Origin of the sequence: Microbispora sp. CSR-4 (assembly GCF_008033685.1) — a bacterium.
In the GTDB taxonomy this organism is placed as follows: domain Bacteria; phylum Actinomycetota; class Actinomycetes; order Streptosporangiales; family Streptosporangiaceae; genus Microbispora.
The window spans coordinates 32,954-54,543 of the sequence record NZ_VJVX01000025.1 but is presented as its reverse complement, the minus strand read 5'-3'; the positions used below and the strand labels follow the sequence as shown (position 1 = coordinate 54,543).

The window sequence follows — 21,590 nt, the reverse complement described above, 5'->3', positions numbered from 1 at the left end:
GCGGGGCCCGGGAAGGCGTCACTCGGCCCCGGGCCCGAGGACGGCTCGGGGATAGCGCCGGGCCCCGGAGGTCGTTACTCGGCCCGAGGCCGACCGGCCTTTTCGGGTTCCAGCTCCGCCATCCGCGCGGCGGCCCATTCGGCCCATTCGCGCTGCGCGGCGGTCAGGCGCAGGCCCCACTCCAGCGCGATGTCGCCGTACAGCCGCAGCGCGTCGCCGCCCTGGCCGATGACGAACTCGCGGATGCCGAGGAGCTGGTCGTGCTCGTGGACGGCCCGCTCGGCCAGCCGTTCCAGATAGCCGCGGGCGGCGTCGGCGCCGACCTGGTCGAGGAAGAAGACCCGCAGCAGCATGTCGCTGCGCCGGGACATGGTGGGCGGCACCTCGACCAGCCAGTGGCGTAGCTCGGCCCGGCCCTCCTCGGTGATCTCGTATTCCTTGCGCCCGCGCGGGCCCTCCGCCGCGACCCGCACCAGCCCTTCCTTGGCCAGCCGGCCCAGCTCGGCGTAGAGCTGGCTCTGGGTCGCGGGCCAGACGTTCTCCAGCGACAGTTCGAAGGTCTTCAGCAGGTCGTAGCCGCTGGCGGGCCCGGCCGACAGGAGACCGAGCATGGCATGACGAAGACTCATGGCTCCGATCGTACATTCCTGTGTTGACATGTCGCTAGTGGAGGTTCTACGTTCGACATGTCACTGATGGAACGTCGAATGAAGGAACCCCCCGTGCTTCGCTACGTCCTCACCTTCCTCCCGTGGATCGCCTTCGCCGTCCTCAGCACGAACGGCGAGGCCAGGCTCGGAGCCACGGCCGCGCTCCTCGTCTCGCTCGTGCTGCTCGCCGCCGACCGCAGGGGCGGGCGCGGCTGGGACGAGCTGGTCATCGAGCTCAGCTCGGGGGTGTTCTTCGCGGGTCTGACGCTGGCCGCGTTCACGATCATGCCGGCGCCCTTCGGCGAGTACGGCCCGGCCGTCTCGGTGGCCTGGCTGGCGCTCACCGCCTGGGGGTCGCTGGCGATCCGCAAGCCGTTCACGCTGGGCATCGCCCGCCGGACGACCCCGGCAGAGGTGCAGGCGACCCCGCTGTTCTACCGGGTCAACGCCGTCATCACCGCTGTGTGGGCGGTGGGCTTCACCCTCAACGCCGTCGGCCTCGCCCTGCTGTTCGCCTTCGCCCCGCACGCCACCGTCGCGATCATCGCGGTGAAGGTCTGCGGCTTCGCGCTCCCCGCGCTGTTCACCATCCGCTACCCCCAGATCGTCCGCGCCCGCTACGCCGCCTGATCGGAGCCCCGCCATGACAACGCAGCCGACCACCACGACACCGACCACCACGACACAGACGACCACAGAGCCGACGACCATGAAGCCGACCGCCTCCTACCTGACCGGCCGCCTCGCTCCCGTCCCCGACGAGATCGACGCGATCGACCTGCCCGTCGAGGGCACGCTGCCGCCCGAGCTCACCGGCCGCTACTTCCGCAACGGCCCCAACCCCCGCCCCGGGGAGGACGGCGGGCACTGGTTCGTCGGCCACGGCATGATCCACGGCATCCGGCTGCGCGACGGGCGGGCCGAGTGGTACCGCAACCGCTGGGTCCGCACCAAGCGCTTCGCCGGCGCGCCGTACGTGCACGAGCGCGGGGTGGACCTCGCGGCCGTGCCCGCCAACACCCATGTGATCCGGCACGCCGACAAGATCCTCGCGCTCGTGGAGAACGGCCTGCCGTACGAGATGACGCGCGAGCTCGACACGGTCGGCCCCTGCGACTTCGGGGGGAGGCTGGCCACCGCGATGACCGCGCACCCGAAGGAGGACCCGATCACCGGGGAGCTGCACTTCTTCGGGTACGGCTGGGCCAAGCCCTACCTCACCTATCACCGGCTGTCGGCCGGCGGCGAGCTGGTGGAGAGCCGGCCGATCGACGTGCCGGGGCCCACCATGGCCCACGACTTCGCGATCACCCGGCACCACGTGGTGTGGCTCGACCTGCCGGTCGTCTTCGACTTCGCCCTGGTGGGCCGGGGCATGCCGTACCGGTGGGACGACGCGTACGGCGCGCGGCTGGGCGTGATGAGCCGCGCCACCGGCGATGTGCGGTGGTTCGACATCGACCCCTGCTACGTCTTCCATGTGGGCAACGCGAGCGAGGACGACCACGGGCGCGTCGTCGTCGACGCGGTGCGCTACTCGCCGGGGGCGTTCTGCGGCTTCTGGCCGACCATCGGCGGCGCGGCCAGCCCGGCCGCCCACACCGGGGGCGCGGCCCTGCACCGCTGGACGCTCGACCCCGCCACCGGCGTCGCGCGCGACGAGCAGCTCGACGACCTGGACGTCGAGTTTCCCACGATCAACGAGACGCGCACCGGCCTGACCAGCCGTTATGTCTACGCGGTCGGCAAGGACGCGATCGTGAAGTACGACACCGCGAACGGCACGAGCCGGGCCCACCAGACGGGCGAGCCCTCGCCGGGCGAGGCCGTGTTCGTCCCCGCGTCGGACGCCGGGGCCGAGGACGAGGGCTGGCTGCTGTCGATCGCGACCACCGAGCACGGTGCCGAGCTGCTGGTGCTCGACGCGTCGGACCTGGCCCGGGTGGCGTCCGTACGGCTGCCGCGCCGGGTGCCGGCCGGGTTCCACGGCTCGTGGATCCCCGACGAGGCTCCGTGAAAGATCAGGGAACCGGGCGATAGTGAGTGGTGATCCGGCCGTCGTCCAGCACGTGGAGGGCGATGGCCGGAGGCAGGTCGTAGTCGAGCGCAGGACGCCCCGATGCCTCGGACGGCAGCAGCGCGGTGCTCACCACTCCCGGCGCGACCAGCAGCGGCAGCCCGGCGAACGTCGTCGCCGCCGCGGTGTGGGCGTGCCCGGCCAGCACCGCGACGACATGCGGGTGGCGGCCCAGCACCTCCGCCAGCCCCTCCGGCCGCCCGAGCCGGATGCCGTCCACGTACGGGATGCCGAGTGCGACGGCCGGGTGGTGCATCCCGACGAAGGCGGGGACGCCGGGTGTGGCGGCGAGCACGGAGTCGAGCCAGGCCAGGGTGTCGTCGTCCAGCGCGCCCTCGGGGCGGCCGGGGATGCTGGAGTCGCACAGCACGATCGTCGCGTGGGCGAGGTTGAGCGCCTGGTTGACCGGGCGGTCGCCGTCCTGCTCCAGCAGGACCTTGCGGAGGTCGCCGCGGGTGTCGTGGTTGCCCGGGCACAGCACGAGCGGCACGTCGTCACCGGCGATCAGCTCGCGGACGGTCTCGTACTCCTCCACCGCGCCGTGGTCCGCGAGGTCGCCGGTGAGCACGATCGCGTCGGGCCGCAGCGACCGCGCGTAAGTGAGCGCGCGGGCGGCACGCGAGGTGTTCCGCTCGCTTCCATCGATGTGGATGTCACTGACGTGCGCCAGCACGAGCATGTGATACCTCCCGTGCGGAATGGGAACTCCAGCTTCTCACGCAAGGATCGTGTGAGGCAGATCTCACCGAGACCGTGACAGGGCTGTCGCGGCCGGACGCCGGCATCACGGCATGCACGACGACATCGAGCTCACCACCTGCGGCATCATCACCACCGGCGTCGAGGACGTCCCGGAGATCCGGGCCTTCAACGAGGAGCTGGAGCGGCGATCCGCGGCACAGACCCCGATCTGGCGCGGGCGGTCGCAGGAGTCGTTCACGAACCGCGGGTAGACCGCCCGGACAGGCGTTCGGCGAGGATGCGGGCCCTGGCGAGCTGCACCTTCCGCGCCTGGCCCGCCGCGAAGCCGATCACGAGCCACGGCGCGCTCAGGTCGAGCCGGTCGTCCACGCGCGTGCCGCCGTCCTCCGGCGACAGGTCGAAGCGGTAGCCCATCCGCACGCCGCCGGGGCTGTCCACCTGGCCCCGTACGGACAGTCGCTCGGCCGTGCGCTCGGTCAGCAGCGTGACGGCGATGGGGTTGTCGTATTTCAGGCCGAGGAAGCGGAACCGCTCGATCGAGGTGTAACGCACCACCCCCGGCTCCGACCGGTCGACGTCGCGCACGGCCACCACGAGCGGCGACAGGCCGATGTAACTCTCGGGCGTCGTGAGGTGCTCGAAGACCTCCTCCGGCGCGGCGTCCACGTGGAACGTGTTGGTCAGCACCCGTGCGGGCACCCCGGTCTCCTCACCCTGGATCTTGGTTGAGGGAATTGTGGCAGGGCCGTATCGCCGCACGGACGCCGGATGATCTCCGGACGATCACGAAGAGCTGCCATGGAGGAACGCCGCCGTCGCGGGGGCGGCCGGATAGAACGACTCGATGGCCAGCTCGGAGACCGTGATGTCGAGCGGGGTGCCGAAGGTCGCCACGATGCTGAAGAACGACAGCTCCCGCCCGGCCCGCCGCACCCGGAGCGGCACGAGGATGTCCCCGGGGCCGGGCAGCTCCACCTCGGGTTCGGGCTGGTCGCAGGGATATTCGCGCAGTTCGGCGTACAGCTCGGCGAGCCGCGGGTCGGCGGTGAGCGTGATCTGCCGCCGCAGCTGGCCGAGCAGGTGCGCCCGCCACTCGCCCAGGTTGACGATGTGCGGGGCGAGCCCCTCGGGGTGCAGGCTGCCCCGCAGCACGTTGCCCAGCAGGTCGGGGTCGATGCCCTCCGCCAGCAGCCCGATGCCGTCGTTGGCGTCGACGAGGTTCCAGAGCCGGTCCACCACCACGGCGGGAAAGGGATCGTGGGCCGACAACAGCCGCCTGATCGCGTCGTACACCGCCGCCATCTGCGGCGAGGCGAGCGGAGACTCGCCATAGACGGGGGCGTATCCCGCGGCCAGCAGCAGGTGGTTGCGCTCCCGGAGCGGGAGATCGAGGTGCTCGGAGAGGTGGAGCACCATGTCACGGCTCGGCGTGGCCCGGCCGGTCTCCAGGAAGCTGATGTGCCGGGTGGAGATCTCGGCGCGGTTGGACAGGTCCAGCTGGCTCATCCGCCGGTGCTCGCGCCACTGGCGCAGGAGCTCCCCGAACGACCGCTGATAGGGCGTTGCGACGGTCACGCCCTGGACGCTATCCGGTCGCCGATCGGCCCGGCGATTACCTGTGAGGTAGGCGCCGGGCCGTACGGGCCGCATCGGCTACTCCCAGCGGAAGAGCCGGGCGGCGGCGAGACCGGCGGCCAGCGCCCAGCCCGCCAGTACGGCGAGGTGGAGCGGCTGGGGGGCGTGTCCGCCCAGGGTGTCCATCAGCCCCTGCCCGAAGGCGCCCGTGGGGGTGAAGTCGCTGATCCGGCGCAGGACCTCGGGCATCAGCGGCCGGGGCAGCCACATCCCGGCGAGGAACAGCAGGGGGAACATGAGGGCCGCGCCCACCCCCTGCACGACCCGGGAGCTCGGCGCGACGGCGGACAGCAGCAGCCCGATGGCGAGGATGGTGAGCGTGCCGAGGACGAAGACGCCCGCGAACGCCCAGGGCGAGCCCGGCAGCGGCACCCCGATGACCAGGTGGCCCAGCATCAGCGTCAGCGTGGTGGCGATCACGGCCACGACCACGTTGATCAGCAGTTGGGCCGACAGCAGCGCGCTCGGCCGCACCGGCGTGGTGGACAGCCGCCGCAGCACGCCGCGCTCCCGATAGAGCACCAGGCCGGCCGGCAGCACGCTGAGCCCGAGCGTCACGACCGACAGCAGCACCATCATCGCCGTGAAGGGCGCGTCCACCAGCCGCTGCCCGCCCAGCGAGGGATCCGCCTCGCGGAAGGCGGGGATCGTCGTGCCCAGCGCCAGCAGCAGCCCCACCGGCAGCACGAGCGCGAAGAACACCGCCATCGGCTCGCGGAGGAAGAGCCGGGCCTCCACGGCCGCGAGCTTTCCGAATGCTTTCGTCATGACTCCTCCTGGCCGGTCAGAACGAGGAACGCGTCGTCGAGGGTGGTGCGCTCCATGCGCAGGCCACGCGTACGGGACGGGGGCAGCACGGCGGTGACGGCGCTGAGCAGCTCGCCGGTGCCGGTGACGGTGACCTCCGGGGCGTTCGCGCCGTCGGCGACGGTGACGGACGCCACCTCGGGCAGTGCGCGCAGGGCGTCGACCGGCTCGGCGGTGTGGAAGACCAGGCGCTGCTCGCCGCCGGCGCGGGCGACCAGCCCTTCGGGGGTGTCCACCGCCCGCACCCGTCCCCGGGAGATGACCGCGACCCGGTCGCACAGGCGCTCCACCTCCTCCATGAAGTGGGTCACCAGCAGGATGGTGACGCCGCGCTCCCTGATCCGGGCGATCAGGTCATAGGTCTCGCGGCGGGCGCGCGGGTCGAGGCCGGTGGTGAGCTCGTCGAGTATCGCGATGCGCGGGCTTCCGACCAGCGCGAGCGCGACCGACAGCCGCTGGCGCTGCCCGCCCGACAGCTTCCCGAAGGGCGCGCGGAGGTCGAGGCCGGCCTCCTCGGCCAGGGCCCGCCAGTCGGCCGGCCGGGCGTAGAACGAGGCGTAGAGCGCCAGCGCCTCCCCGACCCGGATCTTGTCGGGCAGCGAGCACTCCTGGAGCTGCACGCCGACCTGTTCCTTCAGGTCCGCGTCCACGGTGACGGTGCCCGCGGTGGGGGTGCGCAGCCCGGCGACGCACTCGACCGTCGTCGTCTTGCCTGCCCCGTTGCGGCCCACGATGCCGAAGACCTCGCCCTCCTTCACGGAGAACGACACGTCCTCGACCGCGACCCGCGTTCCGTACGTCTTGCGGAGGTGGTCCACGGTGATGATTGCCATGGCAAAGACGCTAGGAATCGGACGGTCCGCGGAGAATGCGGCTGTGGACCCGATGGGGGTGCACTTTCCTCCACCCCCATCGTGCGCCTTCGGCCACTGTGCCCACCCGGCGTCAGCGCCCAGACTGGACTCATGGCCGCACCTCGTTCGACCCTCACCGCCCTGGCCCGCAGCACCGCCCTCGCGGGCCTCTCCCTGCTGGGCCTGGCCGCCGGCCTGGCCATGCTGACCGCGGTGCTGCTCACCTTCCTGATCGGCCTGGTGATCGTCTTTCCCCCGGCCGTACGGCTCGCGCGGGCCGTGACCCGGCGGCAGCGCGTGCTGGCCGCCCGCTGGTCGGGCATCGCGATCGACGAGCCGTACCGGCCCGAGCCCCCCCCGCCGGTCCCGCAGGCCGACGGCTGGTATCGCGACGGCCGCACCCTCTACAGGAAGCCCACGATCCCGGCCTTCAACAAGCGGTGGAACTGGATGACCAAGGACCCCGCCACCTGGCGCGACCTCGCCTTCCTGCTCTCCGCGCCGGCGGCCGGCGGTTTCGTGGTCGCCGCACCGCTGCTCGCGGTCGCGTACGGCGTCGCGTGGGCGGCCGGAGGCAACGCGGCGATGGGCGTGGTCTGGATCCTGCTCGCGATGATCGCCGCGCCCTGGTACGCGCCGTGGGCCGTGCGCCTGCACGGCCAGTTCGCCGCAGCCCTGCTGGGGCCGACCGAGAAGGCCAGGCTGGCCCAGCGGGTCAGCCGCCTCGACGCCGCACGCACCGAGGCGGTCGACTCCCAGGCCGCCGAGCTGCGCCGGATCGAGCGCGATCTGCACGACGGCGCCCAGGCCCGCCTGGTGGCGATCGGCATGACGATCGGCGCGGCCGAGCAACTGCTCGAAAGCGACCCGCAGGCCGCCCGGGCGCTGCTCGGCAAGGCGAGGGAGGCGTCGGCGACCGCGTTGCAGGAGATCCGGCGGCTGGTGCGCGGCATCCATCCCCCGGTGCTGGCCGAGCGCGGCCTCGGCGACGCCGTACGCGCCCTCGCCCTGGACAGCCCGCTGCGCGTCCACGTCACGGTCGACCTGCCCGAGCGCGCCTCCGCGCCGCTGGAGTCGGCGGCGTACTTCGCGGTCAGCGAGCTGCTGGCCAACGCCGCCCGGCACGGCGACGCGACCGAGGCGTGGGTGGACCTGAGCACGCAGGGCCCGGCGCTGCGCGTGACGGTGACCGACGACGGCCACGGCGGTGCGGATCCCGAGCGCGGCACCGGCCTGCGCGGCATCGAGCGCAGGCTCGGGGCCTTCGACGGCGTCCTCGCGGTGAACAGCCCCGTGGGCGGCCCGACCACGGCCGTCATCGAACTGCCCCGGGCGTTCCGGCAGCGGCCGGCGCCGACGACTCCGTGGCGCCTGCTCGGGCGCCTGTGCTGGGTGCTGTGGCCGATCCCGCTGTTCCCGCAGGGGCTGGTCGCGATGGTGTTCAAGCTGGTGGGATCGCCGGTGAAGTCGTGGTTCCTGGCCCTGCACGTGCCCGAGCCCTTCCAGTGGCCGGTCATCGTCGGCATGATTGCGCTCGGCGGCGGCCTGCTGGCCATCGCGCTGGCGTCGACGGTGCGGAACAGGGAAACGGAGAACGGCGCGTGCGTGTAGTGCTGGCCGAAGACCTCCATCTGCTGAGGGAGGGGCTGGTCGCGCTGCTGCGCGCACACGGCTTCGAGGTGGTCGCGGCGGTCGAGTCCGGCCCCGAGCTGCTCGCCGCCCTGGTCGGCGAGCGTCCCGACGTCGCCGTCGTGGACGTACGGCTCCCGCCGACCTTCACCGACGAGGGGCTGCAGGCCGCGCTGGCCGCGCGGCGGCAGGTGCCCGGCCTGCCGGTCCTCGTGCTCTCCCAGCACGTCGAGCAGCTGTACGCCAGGGAGCTGCTGGCCGACGGGTCCGGCGGCGTCGGCTACCTGCTGAAGGACCGGGTGTTCAACGGCGAGCAGTTCGTCGACGCCGTACGCCGGGTCGCGGGCGGCGGGACGGCCATGGACCCCGAGGTGATCGCCCGGCTCCTGGCGAGCAACGCGCGCAACGAACCGCTCGGCCGCCTCACCCCCCGGGAGCGCGAGGTGCTGGAACTCATGGCCGAGGGCAGATCGAACGCCGCGATCGCGCAGCGGCTGTTCCTCAGCGACAGCGCGGTGGGCAAGCACACCGCGAGCATCTTCACCAAGCTGGGCCTCGCGCCCTCCGACGACGACAACCGCCGGGTCCTGGCCGTGCTCGCCTTCCTCAACAGCAAGTAGCGCCGCCGGGATTGTCGGTGCTGCCCGCTACGTTTGGGAGCGAGCTGTGGCACAGGCAGGAGGTCGGGATGAAATTCCAGGTGAACCGCGACGTTCTGGCGGACGCGGTGGCGTGGGCGGCCCGGGTGCTGCCCGCCCGGCCCGCCGTGCCCGTCCTCGCGGGCCTGCTGCTTGAGGCGGGTGACGACCTGCGGGTGTCCGCCTTCGACTACGACGTGTCGGCCCGTGCCGACGTCGAGGCCGATGTCGCCGAGCCGGGGCGGGTGCTGATCCCCGGCAAGGTCCTCGCCGAGATCACCCGCAGCCTGCCCGCCCGGCCTGTCGAGATCGTCAGAAGCGGCTCGGAGGCGGTGCTCACCTGCGGCAGCACGGAGTTCGGCCTGATCACGATGCCCGACGAGGACTTCCCCGTGATCCCGCCGATGCCGCCGAAGGTCGGCGCCGTGGGCGGCGGCGCGTTCGCCACCGCGGTCAACCAGGTGGCCGCCGCCGCGAGCCGCGACGACACGCTGCCCATGCTGACCGGCATCCGCGTTGACATCGAGGGGCCGCGGGTGTCGATGGCCGCGACCGACCGCTACCGCATCGCCGCCGCCGAGTTCCTGTGGCATCCCGAGCGGCAGGACGCGCGGCACGGCGTGGTCGTGCCGGCGCGGGTGCTGGTCGAGGTGGCCCGATCGCTGCGGGGCGGCGAGGTGGCGATCGGCCTGGGCGACAACGTGGCGGGTTTCGAGAGCCAGGGACGCACGACGACCGTGCGGCTGCTGGACGACCAGTTCATCGACTACCGGTCCCGGCTGACCTCCGAGTGGACGAACCACGCCGACGTGGAGGTCGCGCCGTTCGTGGAGGCCGTCAAGCGCGTCGTGCTGGTCGCCGAGCGCAACGCCGCGGTCCGGCTGTCGTTCTCCCAGGGGCAGGTGCTGATCCAGGCCGGGGGCGGCGACATCGGCAGGGGCGCGGAGGTCGTCGAGGCCGAGCTGGCGGGCCCGGACATCCAGATCGCCTTCCAGCCCCACTTCCTGCTCGACGGGCTGGCGGGGGTCGAGACCGGGCGGGCGCGCATCCACATGGACTCGCCGACCCGCCCCTCGCTGATCACCGACGAGGGCGAGGACCCCGGCTTCCGCTATCTCGTCATGTCCCTGCGGCTCGGCTGAGCACGCTCGCCGCCGGGCGGGGGCTCAGGAGGGGATGGCGGCGGAGTCGGTGAGGGCGATGAGGATGTGCTCCATGCAGGCGTGACCGGCCCGCTCGGCCGCGGTGGCGTCGCCGGCGACGATCGCGCGCACGATCGCGTCGTGGGGGATGTAGTTCTGCTCCAGGGAGCCGCCGGCCGCCGCGATGCTCGCCCGCAGCGCCGCGGAGAAGTCGATGTAGAGGTCGATCAGCACCCTGTTGTGCGTGGCCTCGACGACGGCCACGTGGAAGGCGAGGTCGGCCTCGACGAACGCGTCGGGGTCGCCGCCCGACCATGCCTTCTCGCGCTCGGCCAGCGCGGCCTCGATCGACGCGATGTCCCCGTCGGTCCGCCGGGTCGCGGCGAGCCGGGCCGCCTCGACCTCCAGGGCGCGCCGGACCTCCAGGATCTCCAGCTGCTCGGCCGCGCGCAGCCGCCTGGCCATCGCACCCGACAGCTCGCTGGTGGCCCGCACGTACGTGCCGTCGCCCTGGCGGCACTCCAGCAGCCCGGCGTGCGTCAGCGCGCGGACCGCCTCACGCACCGTGTTCCTGCCGACTCCGAGATGCTCGGCGAGCACCGTCTCGGTGGGAATCTTGGCATTCATCTGCCAGGAGCCGGAGGTGATCTGCTCCTTGAGCTGGTCGATCACCTGGTCCACGAGAGACGCCCGCTGCGCCGTCCGCAGGCTCACGTCAGCCTCCTTTGGGTTGCCAATCATCCGATGATGGAATGAGTGGTAGACCCTCATTATTCCAGAGCCTCCAGCACAAGTCCGGAGCCCCAGGGAGGCTATCGAGCGAGCACCGTCGTGGTCATGGAGCCCGGTATGTTCACGCGGATTCCGACCGCTTCCAGGGCTCTACGATATGCCCCTGTCTGCCGGTCGAGGGCACCGGCCTGGCCCCACAGGTCGCCGAGCATGCGCCAGGCCCGGGCGGTCTCCCGGTCGGGCGTCTCGCCGTCCAGCAGGTCGTGCGCGCGGTCCAGCGCGGCGGCCGGATCTTCGGACCGTGCCAAGGCGATCTCGGCCAGGATCATGTTCGCGGTCGCCGCGGTGGTCCCCTTGGCGCCGTCCAACAGATCCAGTGCCTGACCGGCGAGCTCGGCTGCGGATTCCGTGTCTCCGGTCCGGAACCGTACGAAACCCAGCACTACGAGGCTCCGTGCGTGATCCTGCCGTTCGGCCGGGAACCCCGCCAGAACGTCCGCCGCGGACTGCGCCAGAGCGTTGGCTCGGTCCAAATCGGCGCCTTCGGGATTCGCCGCAGTGATGCGAGCCCAGTGCATCGCGATGCGGGCGCGCCGCACGGCGATCCGCGCCGGACGGCCCGCCGCGAGGGCGTCCTCGGCGAGCTGCACGGCCAGGGCCGAGTCCTCGCCCTCGGCCGCCGTGACGCTGGCCTGCCACAGCGCGAGGACCTCCGCGCTGCGGTCGGTCGCGTTCGCCGGGCCCGCGGCCGAGAGCACCCGCTCGACGTACGGCAGGCCGGTCTCGGTCTCCACCAGCGCCAGCGCCAGCTCCGTGGCCAGCTCGCCCTCGATCACGCCGATCCGGTCGATCTGGCCGAGCGCCTGGGCGCCGAGGTCGCGCGCCCGCAGCCGGTCGCCGGCCCGCTGGTAGCAGCGGCACAGCGCCACCGTCAGCGGCAGGTCGGCGAGGCGCTCGGGGTGCGCGGCGGCCTCGCGGCGCAGCCGCTCGTACGCCTCGACGGCCCGGCCGATGCGGCCCTGGGCCTCCAGCGCCCGCGCCACACCGAGGCGCGCGTGGGCGGCCAGCATGGCGTTGTCCTCACCCGCCGCCTTGACGATCTCCCCGAAGCGGTCGGCCGCCACGGTGGGATCGCCGTGATACAGCTCGAGCTCGGCATGTCGCAGGCCGAGCTCGGTGTCGATGCGCTGCCGAGGTTCGATCCCGTGGAGCAGGAACTCGGTGGTGCAACCGAGCCGCTCGGCGAGCAGCCGGGCGACGACGGGCGTAGGCGTCCGCTTTCCGGACTCAATGAGTGAGACGTAACTGTCCGACAGGTCGGGTCCGGCCAACTGGGCCTGTGACATGCGCCTGCTCAACCGCAATCCGCGGACGCGGTCGCCGATGGTTCCCTGACTCGGCATCTGATCTCTCAGGGCGGGGGAAGGGTCAATAGTGTCGCCATAATGGCACGAAGCGACCGAATCGTGTAACCCTCCGTCAAGAATCACGACGATGAAGGTTCGATCACGGTGTCGAGATATCGGACGGAGGGCCTTCGGTCAGTCGTCGTCCCCGTCCTTGCTGGGGAAGATCATCTGGCAGACCTCCAGGTACAAGGTCTCCGGATAGGGGATGTGGGGGACGGTGCGCAGGGCCTGATCCTGGCCGGCCGACTCCATCACGAACTCGCCGTAGCCGAGCATGCGGCCGAGGAGCGAGCGCTGGAAGCTCATGTCGGTGACCTTGCTCAGGGGCATCATCGCGACCTTGCGCGTGATGAGGCCCGTGGTGAGAAGCATGCGCTGGGAGGTGACGACGAAGTAGTCGACCGACCACTCCGCGACCTTCCAGACGAAACGAACCAGCAGCAGAAGCCAGGCCCACCAGACGAGGGCGAGGGCCTGGCTCGCGCCGTTGTCGCTCAGGAACTTGCTGAGGACTCCGGCGAGGATGAGGCCGCCGAAGATCTCGGCGATAGGGCGCAGGAGGACGGCGGGGTGGCGCCGGACCATGATGACTTGCTGTTCGTGGGGGAGGAGGTAACGGTTGACCGACGACGGGGCCGAGTCCCCGTGGGTCACAAGTCTCATGTCAGGGTTGCGAAGAACTGCGCCATCGAGTCGGCCGCGTTGATGATCCCGTTGAAGGCCCCATGGACCGTGTGAGCCGCGTCAATCGGTCTTGTGAGCAGGTAGAAGCCCGCCGACACGATGAGCGTCCACTTGATGACTTTCTTCGCCTGCACCGCCGTCACCACTCCCATGACCAATACATTACCCAGACGCCCCGTTTGGTAAAGCGGCTAATCGCCAACGGGTTTTCGTGATCGTGACGACGGTCAGCCCCGCTCCGCCGCGGCGGTCGCCAGGACCCGCAGATGCTTGCGGGCGATGCGCTCGACCAGCGCGGGATGCGCCTGTCCGGTGACCTCGATGGCGCCGTGGTGGGCCGCCTGAACACACCGGGTCACCGTCGCGGGAGGATGCACCTCCGCGAACTCGTCCCTGAGCAGGGCCTCGAGCTCTTCGTAGGGCTCGTCGGCCGGATGCTGGATCATCGCTCTCCCTGGTGGCGCGCCGCTCGCGAGAGCGCGAGGTGACGTCGTCATCACACTGAGTACCCTACCGGGCGCGTAGTGTAACCACAGGTGGGATGTGGACGGACCACGTGGAAAGGAAGGGAAATCAGACCCCCGGGAATCACCCCGGAGGGAATCGGTGTGGCGGGAGGTCAGACGACGCCGTACAGACGGTCGCCGGCGTCGCCGAGGCCGGGCACGATGTAGCCGTTCTCGTTGAGCCGTTCGTCGAGGGCGGCCGTCACCACCCGGATCGGCCGGTCGCCGCCGCGGAACGCCTCGTCCAGGTAGGCGATGCCCTCGGGCGCGGCCAGCAGGCAGATCGCGGTGACGTCCCGCGCGCCGCGGTCGAACAGGAAGTTGATCGCCGCGGCCAGGGTGCCGCCCGTCGCGAGCATCGGGTCGAGCACGTAGCACTGCCGGCCGGACAGGTCCTCCGGCAGCCGCGTGGCGTAGGTCTGGGCCTTCAGCGTGGACTCGTCGCGGATCATGCCGAGGAAGCCCACCTCGGCCGTCGGCAGGAGCCGGGTCATCCCGTCGAGCATCCCCAGCCCTGCGCGCAGGATCGGCACCACGAGCGGCGCGGGGCGCGCCAGCCGTACGCCATGGGTGGTCGCGAGCGGTGTGTCGACCGTCACGTCGGTGACCCGGACGTCTCTGGTGGCCTCGTAGGCGAGCAGCGTGACCAGCTCGTCGGCCAGACGGCGGAACGTCGGCGAGTCGGTCCGCACGTCGCGGAGGGTGGTGAGCTTGTGTGCGACGAGCGGGTGGTCGACGACGAGGGTCTCCATGGGAACAGAAGTTACCGTCTCCTGGGCAAAGCCTCGACGCCGGCTGAGTCTTTGATCACGATTTGGAGCGAGCGCCATACGGTGCGACTCCGATTCTGCGACCATTGCCTGCGTGAAGACCGTGCGGTGGGGAAGACGATGACAGACGTGGACACTCTTGACTTCGCCATCGTTGTCTATCGCGAGGAGGACCACTGGGAAGCGGAGATGCTCCCGGTGGCGCTGACCTCCGACCTGGACGGCCTCATCCACGCCCTCCGCCAGACCCCCAGCATGGGAACCACGATTGGCATGGTCGCCGTAGGGGATGACTTCTTCGTGGCGTTACGGGTCTTCGGCGAGCAGGTGGACGTCTTCCTCTCGGACATCACGGCCGCCTGGGAGTGGCCGCTTGCGCAGCAGGTGCTCGAATACCTCGACGTGCCCGTCCCCGAGGAGGAGGAGCTCGACAGCGTCCTTCCCGCCGGGGACCTGTCCATCTTCGCCGACCTCGGGCTCGACGAGATGGAGCTGGGCGCGCTGTCCGGCGACCTCGATCTGCTGCCCGATGAGGTCCTGTCCAGCATCGCCGCGCGGCTGGGCTTCTCCCAGCCATTCGAACGCGCCGTCGACGCCGCCATCGGCTGACCTGGGGAGACGGCAATGCCCTCCAGATCCAACCTTTTCTCCGCCGGTTTCGCCCGCATCGACGGCCGCTGGGCCGGCGCCGAGGTCGATCTCGGCGAGGCCGAGATCGCCGACGACCTGAGCGACGCCCTGCAGGAGGCCCTCGGGCTCAGCGGCGAGGAGCTCGCGCTGCTGTGCGTGGAGGTCGAGGACGAGTGGTTCGCGATCATCCGTTATGAGGACGACCTCGACCCCCGCGTGTTCATCTCCGACGCGCACGCCGTGCAGAACGACCCCCTGGGCGAGATCTTCGCCGAGCTGGCCGGCGTCGTGGTCGACAAGGACGCGCCCGACCTCGGCATCCGCCCGGTCGGCGACCTGGAGCTGCTCGCCGACTTCTCGCTGAGCGCGGAGGAGCTCGTGGAGCTCAGCATGGAAGAGGGCGTGCTGCCCGCCGACATCCTCTCCCTCATCGCCGAACGGCTCGGCTTCGCCGACGAGCTCGACCGGCTGCGGTGACCGCCTCGCCGCCCGGTGCGTACGAGGCCGCCATGCGGCTGGCGCTCGCGGAGGCCGTACGGGCGGGCGGGCGCGGCGAGGTGCCGGTCGGCGCCGTCGTGCTGGGCCCGCAGCGGCCCGGCTCCGGGGAGCCGGGAGAGGTGCTCGCGGTGGCGGGCAACGACCGCGAGGCGAGCGCCGACCCCACGGCCCACGCCGAGGTGCTCGCCCTGCGCGCGGCCGCGGCGCGGACCGGCGACTGGCGGCTGACGGGCTGCACGCTCGTCGTGACCCTGGAACCCTGCACGATGTGCGCCGGAGCCGCCGTCCTCGCCCGGGTGGACCGCGTCGTGTACGGCGCGGTGGACGAGAAGGCCGGGGCCGCCGGATCGCTGTGGGACGTGCTGCGGGACCGCAGGCTCAACCACCGTCCCGAGGTGGTCATGGGCGTGCTCGCGGGCGAGTGCGCGGCCGTGCTGACCGAGTTCTTTTCGGACCGCCGCGCCTGATCCGGCGGGCGGAAGAAAACGGATGCACGCGCAGTGGTGTTCGTCCGGTAAGCTGCTGCGCGGTGGAGTCGCCTAGTGGCCGAGGGCGCACGCCTCGAAAGCGTGTGTAGGGCAACCTACCGTGGGTTCAAATCCCACCTCCACCGCCACCGAAGAGCCGCTGACCTGCGTGATCAGGTCGGCGGCTCTCGTGCGTTCAGAGGGCGCTCGGCCGGGGGGTGGTCAGGCGCCGTACGCCGGCCGCGATCCAGATGCCGGCCAGCGCGGCGTAGGCGGTGAGCAGCGCGCCGGAGGTGGAGGACAGGAGCATCGCCAGGGCGGCGGCCAGTCCCAGAAGGATCGCCCAGCCGTACAGGAGGGCCCGGCCCCGGGGCGCGCTCGTGTGCGCCGCCTCCTGCACGGGGGTGACCAGCGCCATGATCGCCGCGCCGCCCGTGCCCACCGCCTCCTGGGTGGTCGCCACGCCCGTGACGAGCAGCGCCGCGCCCACGACAGGCAGGCAGCAGCACACGAGGGCCGTGCGCGCCTCCGCGCCCTCGAAGAGCAGCCGGGTGGCCCTGGCGCGGGCCAGGCGCAGCGTGGTGACCGCCTCGGCCACCCAGGCCGCCCAGTGCAGGAGCGCGATGAGGACGAACAGGGCGATGACCGGAGGCGCGACGGGCAGCAGGAGCAGCATCCGCCATCCGCCGAAGAACGTGCCGCGCAGTCGCGCGAGCAGACGATAGACGGGGTTGCGCTGCTTGAGCGCCATCACCAGGAGATCCCTGGCTTGGTCGAACCCCGGAGACAGGCGGAGCACCTCGCGGAACGCGCGGGCGGCCTCGCCGGGTGAGCCGAAGGCGAGCTGCGCCCGTCCGTACGCCAGGTGGGCCAGGGCGCTCTCGGGATCGAGCCCCACGGCCCTCGCGGCGGCCTCCTTGGCTCCGGCGGCGTCGCCGAGTATGGTGAGGGCCACCGCGAGCAGGCCGGCCAGGTCGGCGTCCTCGGGTGCGAGGGCGAGCCCGTGGCGTGCCGCGTCGGCGGCCTGCGGCCACTGCGCGGCGTCGACGTGCACCCGGGCCAGCAGCTCCCAGGCCGGGGCGTGCTCGGGGGCGAGCTCCAGGCACGCCCGTGTCGCCTCGGCGGCCTCCCCGGGCAGGCCCGCCCGGTAGTACGCCTGACCGGCCACGTAGTGCGGGAACCAGTGGTCCGGCGCGAGCCGTACGGCTTCCGCGGCCTCGCCGATCGCCTCGGCCGGCCTGCGCTGCCGCGCCAGCGCCACCGCGAGGAAGGCGTGCCCGCTGACGTTCTGGGGCTCCTCGGCGAGCAGGCCCCGCAGCTCCCGCTCGGCCTCCGCGGGACGGTTCAGCTCCAGCAGTGTCCGCGCCCGCTCCAGCGGTGCGGCGGTCACCATCTGCCCTTGCTGCCCTTCATGCCCTTCATGCCCGTCATGCCGGTCTTGCCGGTCTTGCCGTCGATCCAGGGCATCAGCTCGTCCCACGCGCCGGAGTCGTTGGCGTGCAGCACGTAGTTGCGTGCGGTGCCCAGCCACTCCTTCACGGCCGTCGGCCGCGTCGCCTGGGCCACGGTGAGCAGGTCGTTCGTCGTCAGCGGGAGGGGACGGCCCGCGCTGATCGACTGGCGCAGCTTGGTCTCCACCGCGCGGTCGACCACGCCCTTGAGGTCCGCGCCGACGAAGCCGTCCGTGACCTTCGCCACCGCGTCGTAATCCATCTCGGCGAGCGGCTTGTCGCGGCACAGGATGCGCAGGATGGCGGCGCGCGCCGAGGCGTCGGGCGGGGGCACGAACACCATCTGGTCGAACCGCCCGGGACGCCGGAAGGCCGCGTCGATGTACCAGGGCGCGTTGGTGGCCGCCAGCACCAGGACGCCCTCGTTGGCGTGCTCCTCCACGCCGTCGAGCTCGGCCAGGAACTGGTTGACCAGCTGCCGGGTGTGCGCCTGCCGCATGTCGGACCGGCGCGCGGCCAGCGCGTCCACCTCGTCGAAGAAGAGCACGCACGGCCGGTGGCGGCGGGCCATCTCGAACGTGGCCCGCAGGTTGCGCTCGCTGGAGCCGATGTACATGTCGAGGATGTCGGCCAGCCCGACGCTGATGAACGCCGCGCCGAGCTCGCCGGCCGCGGCCCTGGCCAGGTGGGTCTTGCCCGCGCCCGGAGGGCCGTACAGCAGCACGCCGCCGCCCGCCCGCTTGCCGAACGCGGCGAACAGCTCGGGCTGCTGGACGGGGAGCAGGAGCTTCACCCGCAGCGACTCCTTGACCGCCTCCATGCCGGCCACGTCGGCGAACGTGACGCCCGAGCGCTCGGCCTCGGCGTCGTCGGGGTCCTCTGCGCGGTTAAGGGGCGTTTCCGGCGCGTACGGCGGGGCGGGTGTGACGGGCTGGGGCTGGGGCGTCAGTCGCTCGGCGAGACCGGGGTCGGCCAGCGAGGGATCACGGGCGACCGCGTCGTGATACCGGCGCGCCGCCCCGGCCACGTCGCCCTCGCCCAGCAGCGCCCTCGCGGCGAGCAGCCCGGCGCGCGGCGCGTGCCCGGGATCCGCGAGGAGCGGTTCCAGCACCGACAGCGCGGCGCCGTACGCGCTCTGCCGTACGAAGGCCTCCGCGAGACCGGTGATGACGTCCGGGTCCTGGGGCGCCAGCACGAGGGCGGCGCGGAACTCGGTTTCGGCCTCGGCGAGGTAGCCCTTGGTCAGAAGCTGCTCGGCGAGGTGGCGTCGCAGGGGAAGGTTGTCGGGAGACAGCCGAGCCGCCTCGCGGAGGGCGTGGAGTCCGGCGTCGTCGGGCACTGTCCGGCTCCCTTCTTTCGAGGGCAGGTCAGTCAAATGACCGTCAGGCTACCGAAGCAGCCGGACAGTGGATCTCGCCCGGGAAGCGCCCTAGTCCTGGACCTCCAGCACGCGGGCGTGCAGCACCGAGCGCTGGTGGAGGGCGGCGCGCAGGGCGCGGTGCAGGCCGTCTTCCAGGTAGAGCTCGCCCTTCCACTGCACCACGTGGGGGAACAGGTCGCCGTAGAAGGTCGAGTCCTTGGCCAGCAACGAGTGCAGGTCGAGCACCGCTTTCGTGGTGATCAGAGTGTCGAGCCGGACCTGCCGGGGCGGGATCTGCGCCCACTCGCGGGACGACAGTCCGTGCTCGGGATAGGGCCGTCCGTCGCCGACCAACTTAAAGATCACGGTATGTAGTTTAGGAGACGACGCAAAGGTTCGCGCCCGAGGCCCTATTCACGGTCTCAGATGCCCCCGGAGAAGGTGTCGCAGCGCGCCGGGTCGCCCGACGCGTAGCCGTTCGTGAACCACTTCTGCCGCTGGGCGGAGGTGCCGTGGGTGAACGCGTCCGGGTTGACCCTGCCCTGCATCTGCTCCTGGATGTGGTCGTCGCCCACCGCCGCGGCGGCGTCGAGCGCCTCCTGGATGTCGGCGTCGGTGAACGGCTTGGCGTAGAAGCCGGTGTCCACGGCGTTCTTGGCCCACACGCCGGCGTAGCAGTCGGCCTGGAGTTCGAGCCGCACCGAGCCGCTCTGCGCGCCCTGGTCCTGGCCGGCCCGGTTCATCGTGCCGAGCAGGTCCTGCACGTGGTGGCCGTACTCGTGGGCGATCACGTACGCCTGGGCGAACGGGCCGCCCTTGGCCCCGAACCGCGACTGGAGCTCGTCGAAGAACGAAAGGTCGAGATAGACGTGCTTGTCGGCGGGGCAGTAGAAGGGGCCGACGGAGGAGTCCGCGGCGCCGCAGCCGGTCTGCACCCCGCCGGAGAACAGCGTGGTCTTCGCGCCGGAATAGCCGTCGATCTGCTCGCCCCAGTATTTCTGGATGCTGTTGACGACGCCCACGACCCGGCACTTCTCCGACTGGTCGGCGTCGGCGCCGGTCTTGCACTGCGCGCTCAGGTCGCTGGTCGGCTGCAGGCCGGTGGGCTCGTCGCGGCCCGTGATGTCGCCGGGGTTGACGCCGAAGATCAGGGCCAGGATGAGGGCGATGATGCCGGCGGCTCCGCCGCCGACGGCCAGACCCCCGCCGCGTAACCCTCCTCCACGGCCGACGTCCTCGACCTGCGAGGCGTCGAGTTGCGCTCGGTCATCGAAATCCATCTGCGACGCTCCTGATGGAGTGGTGGCTTGGCGGGGCTACTGCCCTGGATAAGCGTGATCATGCGAGGCGGCCGCCATGCCGGATCCGTCTTGCCCTGATCTTCGGGTTTTGCCGGGTTAGGATCACCGCGTGCCTCTGACCGCCTTACCCCGGCTGGTGCCGCCGATGCCGGGCGGGCGGGGGTGGTTCGGCCCGCTGGCCGTGGCCGCTTTCGGGGGATTTCTCCGCTTCTATCGCCTCGATGTTCCGCACGCCTTCGTCTTCGACGAGCTCTACTACGCCAAGGACGCCTACTCGCTGATCAGGTTCGGGGTCGAGCGGCAGTTCGCCGACGGGGCCGACCAGGCGTTCGTACGCGGGGACACGGACGTGTTCAAGGCGTGCGGGACGGTCGAGGAGTGTGCCGCGTACGTCGCCCACCCCCCGCTCGGCAAATGGCTCATCGGGGCGGGCGAGTGGCTTTTCGGCGTCACGCCCTTCGGGTGGCGGTGCGTCGCCGCGCTCGCGGGCATGCTCAGCGTGCTGGTCCTGGCGCGGACCGCCCGCCGGATGACCCGTTCGACCCTCCTCGGCTGCCTCGCCGGGCTGCTGCTGGCCCTCGACGGCCTGCACCTCGTGCTGTCGCGCTCCGCGCTGCTCGACATCTTCCTCATGTTCTGGGTGCTCGCGGGCTTCGCCTGCCTGGTCGCCGACCGAGACGCGGCCCGCACCCGCCTGACGGAGTGGTATCGCACCTCCGACCTGCACGGGCCTCCGCCCCGGCTCGGCCCGCGGCCCTGGCGGCTGGCGGCCGGGGTGTGCCTGGGCGCGGCGTCGGCGACCAAGTGGACCGGCCTGCTGTTCGTCGTGGCGTTCGCGGTCATGACGCTCGTCTGGGACTGCGGGGCACGGCGTGCCGTCGGCCTGTCCCGGCCCTACCGGCAAGCGGCCCGCCTCGACTGGCCGCTCGGCCTCGCCTGGCTCGGCGCCGTGCCGGTCGCCGTGTACGTCGCGTCGTTCGCCGGGTGGTTCGCCTCGGCCGGGGGATGGGGCCGCAACTGGGACCGCGCGACCTCGAACGGCTGGGTCTACTTCGTCTTCGACTCGCTCCGCTCGCTGGCGGACTACCAGAGCCAGGTGTTCGGCTTCCACCAGGGGCTGAGCACCCACCACGACTACCAGTCGGACCCGTGGACCTGGCCGCTGCTGCTGCGGCCGGTCGCGTTCTTCTACCGGTCGCCCGACGGCACGTGCGGCGCCGCCTCCTGCTCGCAGGAGATCCTCGGGACCGGCACCCCGGTGATCTGGTACGGCGGGCTGCTCGCGCTGGTCGCGATGGCGGCGTGGTATCTGGCGACCCGCGACTGGCGGGCGGGCGCCGTCCTGCTCGCCTACGGCGCGGGATGGCTGCCGTGGTTCTACTTCGCGCTGGCCGACGACCGCACGATGTACCTGTTCTACGCCCTCCCGGCGGTGCCGTTCATGGTCCTCGCGATCGTGCTGGCATGCGGGCTCGTCCTCGGGCCGCCGGGCGCGCCGGCCGCGCGGCGCTCCACGGGGGCGGCGGTGGTGGGCGCGTTCACGCTGCTCGCGCTGGTGAACTTCTGGTGGCTGTCGCCCGTGCTCACCGCCGTGCCCATGCCGTACGACGCCTGGCTGAGCCGCATGCTGCTGCGTTCCTGGATCTGA

Annotated in this window: 26 protein-coding genes and 1 tRNA gene; 11 read left to right on the top strand and 16 right to left on the bottom strand. The window is 71.7% G+C overall.

Annotated features, from left to right (window positions below; translation table 11 throughout):
• Positions 1–74 precede the first annotated feature (74 nt).
• Positions 75–629: a PadR family transcriptional regulator gene (locus FLV34_RS19600; RefSeq protein ID WP_142649563.1), complete on the bottom strand. Its 555-nt coding sequence runs from the start codon at positions 627–629 to the stop codon at positions 75–77.
• Between the two features lie 78 nt (positions 630–707).
• Between FLV34_RS19600 and FLV34_RS19595 the strand changes: the two genes are divergently transcribed.
• Both FLV34_RS19595 and FLV34_RS19590 read left to right on the top strand, forming a co-directional pair.
• Positions 708–1,280 carry a hypothetical protein gene (locus tag FLV34_RS19595; RefSeq protein ID WP_142649562.1) on the top strand — a complete coding sequence of 191 codons (573 nt, stop codon included), beginning with the start codon at positions 708–710 and terminating at the stop codon, positions 1,278–1,280.
• Positions 1,281–1,293: 13 nt separating this feature from the next.
• On the top strand, positions 1,294–2,667 hold the full coding sequence (locus tag FLV34_RS19590; RefSeq protein WP_261985836.1) for a carotenoid oxygenase family protein: 1,374 nt from the start codon (positions 1,294–1,296) through the stop codon (positions 2,665–2,667).
• Positions 2,668–2,671: 4 nt separating this feature from the next.
• On the opposite strand, the gene FLV34_RS19585 is transcribed toward FLV34_RS19590, so the two are convergent.
• The gene (locus FLV34_RS19585) at positions 2,672–3,406 is read right to left on the bottom strand and encodes a metallophosphoesterase (RefSeq protein WP_147943747.1); all 735 of its coding nucleotides are present in this window, start codon (positions 3,404–3,406) and stop codon (positions 2,672–2,674) included.
• A gap of 112 nt (positions 3,407–3,518) precedes the next feature.
• Between FLV34_RS19585 and FLV34_RS40570 the strand changes: the two genes are divergently transcribed.
• The gene (locus tag FLV34_RS40570; RefSeq protein WP_187280670.1) at positions 3,519–3,680 is read left to right on the top strand and encodes a hypothetical protein; all 162 of its coding nucleotides are present in this window, start codon (positions 3,519–3,521) and stop codon (positions 3,678–3,680) included.
• On the opposite strand, the gene FLV34_RS19580 is transcribed toward FLV34_RS40570, so the two are convergent.
• The 4 genes from FLV34_RS19580 to FLV34_RS19565 all read right to left on the bottom strand — a co-directional run bounded on the left by FLV34_RS19580 (position 3,664) and on the right by FLV34_RS19565 (position 6,704).
• A complete protein-coding gene (locus FLV34_RS19580) occupies positions 3,664–4,128 on the bottom strand; it encodes an SRPBCC family protein (protein WP_142649559.1) in 465 nt (154 codons plus the stop codon). The two genes, FLV34_RS40570 and FLV34_RS19580, sit on opposite strands and share 17 nt — an antisense overlap.
• Positions 4,129–4,212: 84 nt before the next feature.
• Positions 4,213–5,004, bottom strand: coding sequence for a helix-turn-helix domain-containing protein (locus tag FLV34_RS19575; RefSeq protein ID WP_261985835.1), 792 nt, complete (start codon positions 5,002–5,004; stop codon positions 4,213–4,215).
• A gap of 78 nt (positions 5,005–5,082) precedes the next feature.
• Positions 5,083–5,832, bottom strand: coding sequence for an ABC transporter permease (locus FLV34_RS19570; RefSeq protein WP_147943745.1), 750 nt, complete (start codon positions 5,830–5,832; stop codon positions 5,083–5,085).
• Positions 5,829–6,704, bottom strand: a complete 876-nt coding sequence (locus tag FLV34_RS19565; protein ID WP_147943744.1) for an ABC transporter ATP-binding protein — start codon at positions 6,702–6,704, stop codon at positions 5,829–5,831. The genes FLV34_RS19570 and FLV34_RS19565 overlap by 4 nt, the downstream gene beginning before the upstream one ends.
• 132 nt (positions 6,705–6,836) lie before the next feature.
• Here FLV34_RS19565 and FLV34_RS19560 point away from each other — a divergent pair, with 132 nt between their 5' ends.
• The 3 genes from FLV34_RS19560 to dnaN all read left to right on the top strand — a co-directional run bounded on the left by FLV34_RS19560 (position 6,837) and on the right by dnaN (position 10,134).
• Positions 6,837–8,336: a sensor histidine kinase gene (locus tag FLV34_RS19560; protein WP_205830621.1), complete on the top strand. Its 1,500-nt coding sequence runs from the start codon at positions 6,837–6,839 to the stop codon at positions 8,334–8,336.
• A complete protein-coding gene (locus FLV34_RS19555; protein WP_142649556.1) occupies positions 8,327–8,974 on the top strand; it encodes a response regulator transcription factor in 648 nt (215 codons plus the stop codon). Before FLV34_RS19560 ends, FLV34_RS19555 begins: the two co-directional genes overlap by 10 nt.
• Positions 8,975–9,042: 68 nt before the next feature.
• Positions 9,043–10,134 carry a DNA polymerase III subunit beta gene (gene dnaN / locus FLV34_RS19550; RefSeq protein ID WP_142649555.1) on the top strand — a complete coding sequence of 364 codons (1,092 nt, stop codon included), beginning with the start codon at positions 9,043–9,045 and terminating at the stop codon, positions 10,132–10,134.
• Positions 10,135–10,158: 24 nt separating this feature from the next.
• Here the strand turns inward: dnaN and FLV34_RS19545 are convergent, their stop codons facing one another.
• From FLV34_RS19545 to upp, 6 genes are all read right to left on the bottom strand, one after another.
• Positions 10,159–10,848, bottom strand: coding sequence for a FadR/GntR family transcriptional regulator (locus FLV34_RS19545; protein ID WP_147943743.1), 690 nt, complete (start codon positions 10,846–10,848; stop codon positions 10,159–10,161).
• Between the two features lie 98 nt (positions 10,849–10,946).
• Positions 10,947–12,269, bottom strand: coding sequence for a helix-turn-helix transcriptional regulator (locus FLV34_RS19540; protein ID WP_147943742.1), 1,323 nt, complete (start codon positions 12,267–12,269; stop codon positions 10,947–10,949).
• A gap of 138 nt (positions 12,270–12,407) precedes the next feature.
• Complete coding sequence (locus FLV34_RS19535; RefSeq protein ID WP_030508643.1) at positions 12,408–12,938, bottom strand: PH domain-containing protein; 531 nt, start codon at positions 12,936–12,938, stop codon at positions 12,408–12,410.
• On the bottom strand, positions 12,935–13,111 hold the full coding sequence (locus FLV34_RS40565; RefSeq protein ID WP_168066201.1) for a hypothetical protein: 177 nt from the start codon (positions 13,109–13,111) through the stop codon (positions 12,935–12,937). Before FLV34_RS40565 ends, FLV34_RS19535 begins: the two co-directional genes overlap by 4 nt.
• 75 nt (positions 13,112–13,186) lie before the next feature.
• On the bottom strand, positions 13,187–13,405 hold the full coding sequence (locus FLV34_RS19530; protein ID WP_142649552.1) for a hypothetical protein: 219 nt from the start codon (positions 13,403–13,405) through the stop codon (positions 13,187–13,189).
• Between the two features lie 173 nt (positions 13,406–13,578).
• Positions 13,579–14,217 (bottom strand): uracil phosphoribosyltransferase, encoded by a 639-nt coding sequence (upp, locus tag FLV34_RS19525; protein ID WP_142649551.1) that lies wholly within the window; start codon positions 14,215–14,217, stop codon positions 13,579–13,581.
• A gap of 138 nt (positions 14,218–14,355) precedes the next feature.
• On the opposite strand from upp, the gene FLV34_RS19520 reads away from it, so the two are divergent.
• From FLV34_RS19520 to FLV34_RS19505, 4 genes are all read left to right on the top strand, one after another.
• The gene (locus FLV34_RS19520; protein ID WP_142649550.1) at positions 14,356–14,844 is read left to right on the top strand and encodes a tRNA adenosine deaminase-associated protein; all 489 of its coding nucleotides are present in this window, start codon (positions 14,356–14,358) and stop codon (positions 14,842–14,844) included.
• A gap of 15 nt (positions 14,845–14,859) precedes the next feature.
• Complete coding sequence (locus FLV34_RS19515; protein ID WP_142649549.1) at positions 14,860–15,342, top strand: tRNA adenosine deaminase-associated protein; 483 nt, start codon at positions 14,860–14,862, stop codon at positions 15,340–15,342.
• 32 nt (positions 15,343–15,374) lie between these two features.
• Entirely contained in the window at positions 15,375–15,830 is a 456-nt protein-coding gene (tadA, locus tag FLV34_RS19510; protein WP_142649629.1) for a tRNA adenosine(34) deaminase TadA, read from the top strand.
• Positions 15,831–15,891: 61 nt separating this feature from the next.
• Positions 15,892–15,979 (top strand) — tRNA-Ser (locus FLV34_RS19505).
• 47 nt (positions 15,980–16,026) lie between these two features.
• On the opposite strand, the gene FLV34_RS19500 is transcribed toward FLV34_RS19505, so the two are convergent.
• The 4 genes from FLV34_RS19500 to FLV34_RS19485 form a co-directional block, all read right to left on the bottom strand.
• Positions 16,027–17,223, bottom strand: coding sequence for a lipopolysaccharide assembly protein LapB (locus FLV34_RS19500; protein ID WP_147943741.1), 1,197 nt, complete (start codon positions 17,221–17,223; stop codon positions 16,027–16,029).
• Positions 17,217–18,620, bottom strand: a complete 1,404-nt coding sequence (locus tag FLV34_RS42550) for an AAA family ATPase (RefSeq protein WP_147943740.1) — start codon at positions 18,618–18,620, stop codon at positions 17,217–17,219. Before FLV34_RS42550 ends, FLV34_RS19500 begins: the two co-directional genes overlap by 7 nt.
• A gap of 90 nt (positions 18,621–18,710) precedes the next feature.
• Positions 18,711–19,007 carry a type II toxin-antitoxin system VapB family antitoxin gene (locus FLV34_RS19490; RefSeq protein ID WP_142649483.1) on the bottom strand — a complete coding sequence of 99 codons (297 nt, stop codon included), beginning with the start codon at positions 19,005–19,007 and terminating at the stop codon, positions 18,711–18,713.
• 56 nt (positions 19,008–19,063) lie between these two features.
• Positions 19,064–19,921: a neutral zinc metallopeptidase gene (locus FLV34_RS19485; RefSeq protein WP_142649482.1), complete on the bottom strand. Its 858-nt coding sequence runs from the start codon at positions 19,919–19,921 to the stop codon at positions 19,064–19,066.
• A 130-nt stretch (positions 19,922–20,051) separates the two neighbouring features.
• Between FLV34_RS19485 and FLV34_RS19480 the strand changes: the two genes are divergently transcribed.
• Positions 20,052–21,590, top strand: coding sequence for a dolichyl-phosphate-mannose--protein mannosyltransferase (locus tag FLV34_RS19480; RefSeq protein ID WP_261985834.1), 1,539 nt, complete (start codon positions 20,052–20,054; stop codon positions 21,588–21,590).

Excerpts from the sequence above, each read along its gene's own strand:
- FLV34_RS19600 (WP_142649563.1), bottom strand. The coding sequence starts at position 629 with ATGAGTCTTCGTCATGCCATGCTCGGTCTCCTGTCGGCCGGGCCCGCC.
- FLV34_RS19595 (WP_142649562.1), top strand. The coding sequence starts at position 708 with ATGAAGGAACCCCCCGTGCTTCGCTACGTCCTCACCTTCCTCCCGTGG.
- FLV34_RS19590 (WP_261985836.1), top strand. The coding sequence starts at position 1,294 with ATGACAACGCAGCCGACCACCACGACACCGACCACCACGACACAGACG.
- FLV34_RS19585 (WP_147943747.1), bottom strand. The coding sequence starts at position 3,406 with ATGCTCGTGCTGGCGCACGTCAGTGACATCCACATCGATGGAAGCGAG.
- FLV34_RS40570 (WP_187280670.1), top strand. The coding sequence starts at position 3,519 with ATGCACGACGACATCGAGCTCACCACCTGCGGCATCATCACCACCGGC.
- FLV34_RS19570 (WP_147943745.1), bottom strand. The coding sequence starts at position 5,832 with ATGACGAAAGCATTCGGAAAGCTCGCGGCCGTGGAGGCCCGGCTCTTC.
- FLV34_RS19565 (WP_147943744.1), bottom strand. The coding sequence starts at position 6,704 with ATGGCAATCATCACCGTGGACCACCTCCGCAAGACGTACGGAACGCGG.
- FLV34_RS19560 (WP_205830621.1), top strand. The coding sequence starts at position 6,837 with ATGGCCGCACCTCGTTCGACCCTCACCGCCCTGGCCCGCAGCACCGCC.
- dnaN (WP_142649555.1), top strand. The coding sequence starts at position 9,043 with ATGAAATTCCAGGTGAACCGCGACGTTCTGGCGGACGCGGTGGCGTGG.
- FLV34_RS19540 (WP_147943742.1), bottom strand. The coding sequence starts at position 12,269 with ATGCCGAGTCAGGGAACCATCGGCGACCGCGTCCGCGGATTGCGGTTG.
- FLV34_RS19535 (WP_030508643.1), bottom strand. The coding sequence starts at position 12,938 with ATGAGACTTGTGACCCACGGGGACTCGGCCCCGTCGTCGGTCAACCGT.
- FLV34_RS40565 (WP_168066201.1), bottom strand. The coding sequence starts at position 13,111 with ATGGGAGTGGTGACGGCGGTGCAGGCGAAGAAAGTCATCAAGTGGACG.
- FLV34_RS19530 (WP_142649552.1), bottom strand. The coding sequence starts at position 13,405 with ATGATCCAGCATCCGGCCGACGAGCCCTACGAAGAGCTCGAGGCCCTG.
- upp (WP_142649551.1), bottom strand. The coding sequence starts at position 14,217 with ATGGAGACCCTCGTCGTCGACCACCCGCTCGTCGCACACAAGCTCACC.
- FLV34_RS19520 (WP_142649550.1), top strand. The coding sequence starts at position 14,356 with ATGACAGACGTGGACACTCTTGACTTCGCCATCGTTGTCTATCGCGAG.
- FLV34_RS19515 (WP_142649549.1), top strand. The coding sequence starts at position 14,860 with ATGCCCTCCAGATCCAACCTTTTCTCCGCCGGTTTCGCCCGCATCGAC.
- tadA (WP_142649629.1), top strand. The coding sequence starts at position 15,375 with ATGCGGCTGGCGCTCGCGGAGGCCGTACGGGCGGGCGGGCGCGGCGAG.
- FLV34_RS19500 (WP_147943741.1), bottom strand. The coding sequence starts at position 17,223 with ATGGTGACCGCCGCACCGCTGGAGCGGGCGCGGACACTGCTGGAGCTG.
- FLV34_RS19485 (WP_142649482.1), bottom strand. The coding sequence starts at position 19,921 with ATGGATTTCGATGACCGAGCGCAACTCGACGCCTCGCAGGTCGAGGAC.